We start from the raw sequence: 8,810 nt of genomic DNA, 5'->3' as shown, positions 1-8,810 counted from the left end.
TTTTCAGGCGGTCAATTACCTAATTTTCAGGGAAAAAGTGCCTAAATTTCCCCCCGATCACTCCCATATCCGGTACTTTTTGATTGACAAAAGGTCTAAAAGTCTTATCCAACAAGGTTTTTAGCTTTATTCAGCAAGCCCTAATTATAACCAGCTACTTATATGGGAGCGATCGATCTTTGTGTTCTTTGTGTCTTTGTGGTTCCTTCCTTTACCCACCCAAGAGAGCCGGTGAGAAGATGGAAAATTAGTTAACCTTTTGGCAATTATCTGGATGACCAAAAATAAAAGAGTGCTGATTTTAGGGGGAACGGGGGAAGCGGCGGCATTAGCGGCTAAAATTGCGGCAATTCCGGGTATAGATGCCATCGCTTCCTTGGCCGGTCGCACGAGAGAACCGATTACCCTCACAACTCCCTCTCGCCGGGGGGGGTTTGGTGGTGCCACCGGGTTAGCCAATTATCTACGCCAAGAAGGCATTGATTGTTTAATTGATGCCACCCATCCCTTTGCCGCGCAAATTTCCTTTAATGCCGCTCAAGCCGCCTCAGATTGTGGTATTCCTCGATTAATGTTAAGTCGTCCAGCTTGGGAAAAAGTATCTGGAGATAATTGGATTGAAGTAGAAAACAATCAAGCGGCAGCGAATATTTTACCTGGGTTAGAGCCGCGAATATTTCTCACTATTGGTCGGCAAGAACTGGCAAGTTATGCACATCTAAAAAATATCTGGTTTTTGATGCGGATGATTGACCCACCGGCAGCAGATGCCATCGTACCGGTTGGAAAATTATTGTTAAAACGGGGGCCTTTTTCTTTGCAGTCAGAGCGCTCTCTTTTGCAAGAATATAAGATTGGGGCGATCGTGAGTAAAAATAGCGGCGGTGATGCCACCTACGCCAAAATTATCGCCGCTAGAGAGTTGGGAATAACCGTGGTCATGGTACAACGTCCACCCGTACCTGAAGGAGAAAAAGTGGCAGATGTTGAAAGTGTCCTGGCATGGTTAGAAAAAATATGACTCTCTTGATTTTTCTGGGAAAATCATCAGTAAGGTTGGCTGAATAAATGTGAAATATAGACGAGGTAAGGGGTTTGTGGGCCTGTTTGGCGAAGCAGCTGCCAGATTTTCAAGTCCTGTCAGGGCGAAGCATTCGGGCAATAACCTATCGCTGAAACCGTAGATTTTCTATCCGAATGCTTCGCCCCTACTTTTTGCTGCAAACCCTAAGTAGTGGTGCAAAATTAATTTCCCAGTCGAGACGGTCGATGGGAAACAGCTATCAGTTATCAGATGTTATTTTTCAGTTCACTGATTACTGTTTACTGATCACTGAAAAGCTTCCCACCTACTCTAGGAAAATTACACTTTCACGACGTTGCTAAAAGAGATTTTCAGGTAATCATCTTCCATTTTTGCTCCGGAAGGTTTCAGGGCTGCCAAAGCTTGGGGTAAGACTAAATTACGACGGTGATTACCGATGCGAATATTTAACTCGTCTCCAGTTTTATTTAGCTGTATTTGTTCCTTGGGTATGCCGGGTAAATATAATTCCAGACTGTAATGATTTTCCTGTTGAACTACCCGAATGGTGTTTTCTTGGTAATAAACCTTAGTCGGATCTTCCCCAGCAAAAAGAGTTTCTTTCAGTCTTTCCAAAGCGGGTAAACCACACATTTCTTCCGAGTAGAGAGGAACTTCCTTAACCGGTAAGGGATGAAAATTATCGTAAATTTCCTGTTTATAACCCTGTTGATTTTCTTTCCAACGAGCAAAGAAGGGATCGGTTACTTTGTCGGGAATAATCCGATTAGCAATAATCAAATCGGTGGAAACATTATAGAGACTTAGATAGGCATGGGCGCGTAAAGACTCCTTAATCACCATTTTTTCGGGGTTTGTCACCAAACGTACCGAGGTTTGAGTATTATCGGTCAAAACCTTTTCTAAAGCCTCGATCTGCTCATAAAACTCGTAGGGAGCGTCCATAACTTCCTTGTCCGGTAGGGAAAAACCGGCGATCGGTCGAAAAAAGGGTTCCACCAGTGGTCGCAATGCCACCGACATTCCCTGTAAAGGTTTGTAAAATCTTCTCATGTACCAACCGCCCACTTCTGGCAAACTCAGCAATCGTAAAGCTGTCCCCGTGGGTGCGGAATCGATAATCAACACATCATAAGTACCCTCATCGTAGTGGCGTTTCATGCGAACTAAGCCGAAAATCTCATCCATTCCGGGTAAAATCGCTAATTCTTCCGCTTGCACTCCATCTAAACCCCTAGCTTGCAATACCTGAGTAATGTAACGTTTTACTGCGCCCCAGTTGCCTTCCAATTCCATTAGTGCGTCTAATTCTGCCCCCCAAAGATGGGGACGTACCAAACGAGGATCGTGACCTAATTCGAGATCGAAACTGTCAGCGAGAGAGTGAGCGGGATCGGTGCTGAGAACTAGCGTTTTATAGCCAAGTTCGGCGCAGCGGAGTCCTGTAGCGGCGGCGACGGAGGTTTTACCCACGCCTCCTTTACCAGTCATGAGAATTACACGCATGGGGGCTGATTCTAAGAAAATTTACATTACTTATTCTTATTATGACGGGAAAGTTAACAAATTGAGGACAAGAATCAGCATTCTTGGCTATAGAATTCCACTCCCTGACCATCACCCCGGGGAATTAAGCTCTGTTCAAAAAATTGCTGACAGCGATTTTCAGCATCAGCGACGAGAACTTTGGCCAAATGACCGTTTTCGAGAACTTCTTGCCTCGGACGTTGTTCGTAGGCATAGATAATCAAAATATCTCCGGGTTGACAGAGCAGAGCCGCACCACCGTTGGGGCAAATTTCCCCGGTTTGGCCGGGAAAAACGTAGGTGGAAAAGCGCTTACCATTGCTAAGATTGACCACATCCACTTCTTCAAGCGGCAAAATACCGACCCGCTCAATCAATTCTCGATCGATACTGATACTGCCGACATAATCGACGTTAGCCTCGCTGACGCGCACTCGATGGAGTTTGGCGTGCATTAATCGAATTGTTCCCATGTATTTTTTCCTATTTCCCCCAATTACTTCAATTATTATGCTCTCCCAGTGGGAATGTTTACTAAAAAATCTCGGTCAATGGCAAGGTTCTTTTACCCGTCTGTCTCCCCAGGGCGATCTGATCGAAGATACCCCGACTTTGGTATCTTTGCAAGGCGTTAATAATAATCGATCAATTCGTCAATTGGTCCGCCGTCTCTACAGCGATCGAGCGCCAGAAGATTTGATTTTAGAGTATAGTTCTCTCCATCAGGGTATTCTATTTAGCCAGACGGGAGCTTTTTGCCAAGGTTCTCTATATTTTAGTAGTTTTTCCTCACAATTCGGGGCAGAATTTGGGTTAATCTCTGGAGAAAGACGATTAAGAATCGTACAGTTATTTAATGAGCGCTGTGAGTTCGATCGCTTGACTTTAATTCGGGAAAAGTTGGCCGATTCTAGCTCCCCAGAAAGACCGATGTTAACGGTGGAGCAATTACTGGGTCAATGGCGGGGACAAGCAGTGACAACGGGACGGGATTTTTATAATTCTGCTGCCTATTCTACCCATATCTCGATCGAGCGTCAGGGGGATAATTATCTCTCGCAAACTTTGACTTTTGGTGATAATCAAATCACTTCTAGCGCTCGTATTGAGGGACAAAGATTGTTGTTTGAAAATAGTCCGCTGCCGATTCAAATCCTGCTGCTGCCCGATGGAGCCTCCTGTAATACACCTCTGAAAATTACTGCCGGTCATCGTTTTGTTTTAGAGGTGGGTTGGTTACTTTCTCCTACTCAAAGACAGCGCTTAATTCGTTCTTATAACGAGAAGGGAGAATGGACAGGTATTACTCTGGTGACGGAGGAAAAAGAAAACTATTAGCCGTCAGCCGTCAGCCGTCAGCTAGATTGATAATAAAAAGGAAATTGACTAATTACACTGAAAAATATAGCGTTTCTGATCAAGATGAATTATAACTGGATTTGGCATCGTCTCCTTGCTCGGAGACTTCCCAAAACAACAACTTTGTACTTCACCAATAAGATAACTGCGATAAGAAGCTAAATGCTAAGGGCTGCTTTATATAAGCAAAATTTATCAAAATCCCAATATACTTGAGAAGATTTAAATTTACATTCCTTAATCTTTACTTTTCTTAAAAAATAATTGAGAAAAATTCCTATTTGTCAACGAGATTGCAATAGTTACAGCCTGCTGCTAAAATCTAAGAATTGGTTTACTCTGTGCATTTTTAGTCTTTGTGCCTTGAAACCCTTACCCAGTCTAGGATGACTAATTCGTCCCCAGGAAAAACTTGCCAATTGCTCCTCTGACGAAAAAGATCTTTTGCCAAAAATATGTGTACTTATGTTAAAACGAAAAAGTTTTTTTGACAAAATGTACCAGATGTGCTGCGAGAAAAGTCTCCAGATTAGCTACTGGGGATGGGAAACTGTTAACTATCTAGGGTTTGCGGCAAAAAGTTGGTTGGTGGGGGCCAGGTGTGGGGTGTGGAAGGAACCACAGAGACACAGAGGACACAAAGATTGATCACTCCTATATAGGGCTTGCTGAAAAAGTTTTTCTTGGGGGCAGGGTGTGGCCCCCCCCAACCCCCCCGACATCGGGGGGGCAGGTGGGGTGTAGGGTTTTACCCATTTTCAGGTGGTCAATTACCTAATTTTCAGGGAAAAAGTCCTGGAATTTTCCCCGCGCTCACTCCAATCCCTGGCACTTTTGGATTTCAGAAAAGCCTAAAAATCTGATCCAACAAGGTTTTTAGATTTATTCAGCCAGTCCTGCCTTTTATTTGTCAGATTGATTGGATATGTCTAGGTTTTGCACGATCAATCAAGGGACCAGTATCTTTAACCAAAAAGTAAATTATGGAGGATTTCTAAACGCCGGTCATCTTCACGAACAATAGCACCATAATAATTTTTTTTATTCTCTAGCCAGAGTAATTCAAACTCGATCGCTTTTGGCAAAGCTAAACTGAAATTATCCAAAGCTTGGGGACAATCAAAGATAACTTTGCGCGTCTCGAAGCGGTCAAAATGTCCTTGGCAGAACATTTTGAAAAACGGTAAAGAATCTAGTGACACCGCACCCCCAATAGCAACAGTCAAACCGGCAGCCTTAGCTTTTTTTGCCAAAGGTAAAGCCAGATCCAAAACTTGCTTGCTATTCACATCCTGACGGGTTAATCCCAAAGAACAGGCTAAATCCATCCGTCCGATGACGATACCATGGAGATATTTTATTTCTGGAATCGCCAACATTTCCTGAAAATTCTCACAGGCAGTAATCGTTTCGATATTAACCAATAACTCCACATCTTCCACCCCTTGATCAGCTAAAACCCTCCTAGCTGCCCGCAGATATTTTTGTAAAGCGTAGGCTGTTTCTACCATGGGAGCAATCAAGCGATCGACTCCTAAATTAACCGCATCAAAGATATCTCTGATCGCTTCGCAACCGGCGATTTTCAGATTAAAATCTACCCCCGCTTTCAGACTAATTTCTTTCAACCGCATCGCTTCCGTCAGTCGGGTTCCTTCCGTCTCGAATTCCGCTTTTACCCCTGAAACATGGTGATCTTCCCTGAGTTCTCTTAACAGTTCCACCATTTTTTTTTCTAAGGAATTCATGATTTTAATCGTTCACAATCGGTAACTGCTAGATCAGCCTTGTTGATTATAGCCGATCCGCGAAAAGCCGATAGCTGAGGACTAAGTAGGTAGGTGTTAAAAATTGTCAGATGCCCTCTTATTCAGGAGGGATTAAGGGGGTGCCGATCCCCCCTTATCAAGGGGGGGCAGGGGGGATCGAACCCAAAATCTATCTTCAATTTAATTAAAACCAGCTACTTAGGAAACCATAAAAATACCCTAAACAAGGGGACAAGAGCGACAAAATACCGGCATAATGAACAAGGCCGTCTGATTTTTTTCTGGCCACATCCTTTCTATACTACATTCGTAATATAAGTAATTCTCTAGTTAGACTATGCGAACTCACTACTGTGGCGACCTTAGCGCGATCGAAATTGAAAAAAGTGTCACCCTCTTCGGTTGGGTCGATCGCCGTCGCGATCACGGTGGCGTTATTTTTATTGATCTACGGGATCGCAGTGGTATTGTCCAGATCGTCAGTGATCCCCAACGAACCCCCGCTTCCTACCCGATCGCTGAAACCGTCAGAAACGAGTATGTCCTCAAGGTGACGGGAACAGTCAGTCAAAGGCCTACCGAATCCCTTAACCCGCGCATTGCCACCGGAGAAATCGAAATTTACGCCACTAGCATCGAGATTCTCAACGGGGTTACTAAACAACTGCCTTTTGTCGTCTCCAGTTCCGAAAGTGAATCGGTCCGGGAAGATGTGCGCTTGCGATACCGCTATCTAGACCTACGCCGGGAGCGTATGAGTCAGAATTTACAACTACGTCACCAAGTTGTCAAGGAAATGCGCCGTTTTCTCGAAGATGAACAGCATTTTATCGAAGTGGAAACGCCAATTTTAACTCGATCGACTCCCGAAGGGGCGCGGGATTATCTGGTTCCTTCCCGTGTCAACCCGGGCCAATGGTACGCTTTACCCCAATCACCGCAGCTATTTAAGCAATTATTAATGGTGTCGGGAATGGATCGCTACTATCAAATCGCCCGCTGTTTCCGGGATGAAGATCTGCGCGCTGATCGTCAACCGGAATTTACTCAGTTGGATATGGAGATGAGTTTTCTCTCCTTACCTGAGATTTTAGCCCTCAATGAGGCTTTGATTGCTCATATCTTCAAAAAAGTCAAAAATATCGATATAAGCCTGCCCCTGCCCCGTTTAACCTATTCTGAGGCTATGGATCGCTATGGGATCGATCGCCCCGATACCCGTTTTGGCTTGGAATTGGTCAATGTGGCGGAGATTTTTGCCGATTCGGGATTTAAGGTGTTTTCAGGTGCGATCGCTAGTGGTGGGACGGTGAAAGTTTTACCGATTCCCAACGGTAACGAGGCGATTTCTAACGTCAGAATCAAACCGGGTGGGGATTTATTCAAAGAAGCCACCGACGCGGGGGCGAAGGGAATCGCCTACATCCGCGTGCGCGAAGACTACGATTTTGATACCATCGGTGCGATTAAAGATAACCTGACAGAGGCACAAAAACAGGCTTTAATCGAGAAGACTGGCGCAAAACCGGGGCATCTGCTGTTATTTGGGGCGGGAGATACCGATACAGTCAATAAATCCCTATCCCGCCTACGCTTAGTTTTAGGGGAACAATTGGGATTAATTGATCCCGAGAAAATCAACCTCCTCTGGGTGACGGATTTCCCGATGTTTGAATACAACGCCGAGGAAAAACGCCTGGAAGCATTGCATCACCCCTTCACTGCCCCTAATCCCGAAGATTTAGACGATCTAGCCCAGGCTCGCGCCCTAGCCTACGATATGATTTTTAATGGTATTGAAATCGGTGGCGGCAGTTTGCGGATCTATCAACGGGAAGTACAGGAAAAAGTCTTCGCCACCATCGGTCTATCCCCAGAGGAAGCCTATAATAAATTCGGCTTTTTGTTAGAAGCTTTTGAATACGGAACCCCTCCCCACGGTGGCATCGCCTACGGTTTAGATCGCTTGGTGATGTTGTTAGCAGGAGAAGAATCAATTCGTGATGTGATTGCTTTCCCGAAAACCCAGCAAGCTAGTTGTTTACTCACTTCTGCACCTTCAACAGTGGCAGCCAAGCAATTAAAAGAATTATCCGTTGCTTCTACCTACAAACCGCCATCCTAAGATTAGGGTGGGCAATGCCCACCTAATTTTTGCAAGTCTGTTGACACCATGCTCTTAAATTCTTTTCTGCTTTAACTTCATCCTCTTGAGCAGTGGCTAAAAATTTATAGAGTTTAGTTTTGGGAACTAGGGGAAAAGTGCAGGGTAAGCGCATCTTAACAATCCTTAACAATTGTTAAGCAAAAATCGACCAAATGGGTCGAGCTCGCCCCTACAAAATCGACCCGCCTAAGGGCGGGAAAGAAAAGGAAAAAGAAAAAATAGGGAATGAGGGTAAAAAGGGAAAAAAAGGGAAAAAGGGTTACAGAGTCCTCCCAGCACCGCACACTACGCGAAAACCGTTGATGTCGTTGAGGGTGTTGTTGATGCGGTAAGCGGAACGGCAGTAATATGGAGAGTTGTACCAAGAACCGCCCCGCGGAGGAAAACGATTATCATCCCCATTTTCTATCCAAGCACTGCCATTCGTCGGCGCACCATCATAATTATCGTGCCAAGTATCGGCGCACCATTCCCAGACATTGCCGTGCATATCGTACAGCCCGAAGGCATTGGGGGGAAATTGTCCCACAGGAGTCGTTTGTTGTCGATATTCTCCTTTGTATTCATCGGCGTAAGTTTCGCTGGACCTGTAGTTGGCCAATTCCCCGGTAATGGTTTCCCCAAAGTAAAACGGGGTGGTGGTTCCAGCACGACAAGCGTACTCCCATTCTGCTTCACTGGGTAGTCGGTATTCCCTTCCCGTTAGTTTCGATAATCTCGCGCAGAACTCGATCGCATCGTCCCAGTTGACTTGTTCCACGGGGCGGCGATCGCTATCGGGACGGTCTTTAAAACGGGCTGAGTTGAGATCAAGGTCTTTTTCAACTTTTAAGTCGGTAAGGGAGGCGATCGCTTTCCACTGGGCCTGGGTGATGGGGTATTTACCCATAAAGAAGGGTGGGACAGTTACTTCATGTTGTGGTCTTTCCTTTCTAAATCCTTC

Annotated in this window: 8 protein-coding genes; 3 read left to right on the top strand and 5 right to left on the bottom strand. The window is 45.1% G+C overall.

Annotation, left to right across the window (positions count from 1 at the left end; translation table 11 throughout):
- Positions 1-274: 274 nt before the first annotated feature.
- The gene (locus O9300_RS17120; protein ID WP_287972909.1) at positions 275-1,021 is read left to right on the top strand and encodes a cobalt-precorrin-6A reductase; all 747 of its coding nucleotides are present in this window, start codon (positions 275-277) and stop codon (positions 1,019-1,021) included.
- A 342-nt stretch (positions 1,022-1,363) separates the two neighbouring features.
- Here the strand turns inward: O9300_RS17120 and O9300_RS17115 are convergent, their stop codons facing one another.
- On the bottom strand, positions 1,364-2,551 hold the full coding sequence (locus O9300_RS17115; RefSeq protein WP_002758246.1) for a TRC40/GET3/ArsA family transport-energizing ATPase: 1,188 nt from the start codon (positions 2,549-2,551) through the stop codon (positions 1,364-1,366).
- Between the two features lie 74 nt (positions 2,552-2,625).
- Positions 2,626-3,045, bottom strand: coding sequence for an aspartate 1-decarboxylase (gene panD, locus O9300_RS17110; protein WP_287972906.1), 420 nt, complete (start codon positions 3,043-3,045; stop codon positions 2,626-2,628).
- 37 nt (positions 3,046-3,082) lie between these two features.
- Between panD and O9300_RS17105 the strand changes: the two genes are divergently transcribed.
- Entirely contained in the window at positions 3,083-3,910 is an 828-nt protein-coding gene (locus O9300_RS17105; protein ID WP_287972911.1) for a DUF3598 family protein, read from the top strand.
- Between the two features lie 986 nt (positions 3,911-4,896).
- On the opposite strand, the gene O9300_RS17100 is transcribed toward O9300_RS17105, so the two are convergent.
- Complete coding sequence (locus tag O9300_RS17100) at positions 4,897-5,679, bottom strand: aldolase/citrate lyase family protein (RefSeq protein ID WP_287972904.1); 783 nt, start codon at positions 5,677-5,679, stop codon at positions 4,897-4,899.
- A 358-nt stretch (positions 5,680-6,037) separates the two neighbouring features.
- Here O9300_RS17100 and aspS point away from each other — a divergent pair, with 358 nt between their 5' ends.
- Positions 6,038-7,825, top strand: coding sequence for an aspartate--tRNA ligase (aspS, locus tag O9300_RS17095; RefSeq protein WP_287972902.1), 1,788 nt, complete (start codon positions 6,038-6,040; stop codon positions 7,823-7,825).
- Positions 7,826-7,847: 22 nt separating this feature from the next.
- Here aspS and O9300_RS17090 read toward each other — a convergent pair whose 3' ends face one another.
- Together O9300_RS17090 and O9300_RS17085 are read right to left on the bottom strand one after the other, a co-directional pair.
- Positions 7,848-7,979, bottom strand: a complete 132-nt coding sequence (locus tag O9300_RS17090; protein ID WP_002804134.1) for a hypothetical protein — start codon at positions 7,977-7,979, stop codon at positions 7,848-7,850.
- 147 nt (positions 7,980-8,126) lie between these two features.
- Positions 8,127-8,810, bottom strand: a 684-nt coding sequence (locus O9300_RS17085; protein ID WP_287972900.1) for a formylglycine-generating enzyme family protein, incomplete at its 5' end; no start/stop codon positions are given.

Origin of the sequence: Microcystis sp. LE19-195.1E (assembly GCF_027532095.1) — a bacterium.
GTDB lineage: Bacteria > Cyanobacteriota > Cyanobacteriia > Cyanobacteriales > Microcystaceae > Microcystis > Microcystis aeruginosa.
This window is presented reverse-complemented; position numbering and strand designations above follow the sequence as displayed.